Here is a 1,000-nt window from a genome sequence, read left to right as displayed (position 1 = left end):
ATGCGCAGCAAGAGTTGGATGAACTCGACAACGAGCGCGATAAAGCGGCCTTTGAAGTGCGACAATCGCACGGCAAGTTGATGGCGGCCATGGAGAAATTGCGTTACTTCGAAGCCGTCAAACAAGAACGTCAGCAGTACTTTGATGAGCTGGGCCAAATGCGTGAACAAAAATCCCGTTTGGAAACGCAGCTTCGTGAGCAGCAGGCGCGCCACGAACAAATGAATCAGGCTAATGCGGAAAAACTGCAAATTTTAGAGCAGGCCGAAGTGCGTCTGAAACAACAGTTTGAGCACCTTGCCAATCAACTGTTTGAAGAGAAAACCGCGAAAGTCGATTTGCAAAACCGTCAAAGTTTAGAAGGGTTGTTGTCACCGTTAAAAGAGCAGTTAGAAGGTTTCAAAAAGCAAGTCAACGACAGCTTTAGCCAAGAAGCTAAAGAGCGTCATACGCTGGTGCATGAGCTGAAAAATCTGCAACGCCTCAATGAACAAATGACTCGAGAAGCCGTGAACCTGACCCAAGCGCTCAAAGGCGATAACAAACAGCAAGGTAACTGGGGTGAAGTGGTGTTGGCGCGCGTTTTAGCCGAATCGGGGCTGCGCGAAGGGCACGAGTACGAAACGCAAGTGAACCTACAGAGCGAAGCGGGCAAGCGTTACCAACCGGATGTGATTGTGCATTTGCCACAAAACAAGCAAGTGGTGGTCGATTCGAAAATGGCATTGGTGGCGTACGAGCGCTACTTCAATGCCGAAACGGATGCTGAACGCGACCGCGCGTTAAGTGCTCACCTTACCGCACTGCGTGCGCACATCAAAGGTTTGAGCATGAAGGATTACCACAAGCTCAAAGGCATCCAAAGTCTCGATTATGTGCTGATGTTTATTCCGGTAGAGCCGGCGTTCCAAGTGGCGATTCAAGCCGACCCAAGCTTGATCAAAGACGCGATGGAGCAAAACATCATCTTGGTTAGCCCAACCACGTTGCTGGTGGCACT

General features: G+C 50.1%; 1 protein-coding gene. It reads left to right on the top strand.

Annotated elements, in window-relative coordinates:
* Positions 1 to 1,000 (top strand): DNA recombination protein RmuC (gene rmuC, locus R8N49_RS25315; protein WP_318190235.1); only part of this gene is annotated, 1,000 nt, incomplete at both ends.

Source organism: Vibrio sp. 1978 (assembly GCF_033344345.1).
This window is presented reverse-complemented; position numbering and strand designations above follow the sequence as displayed.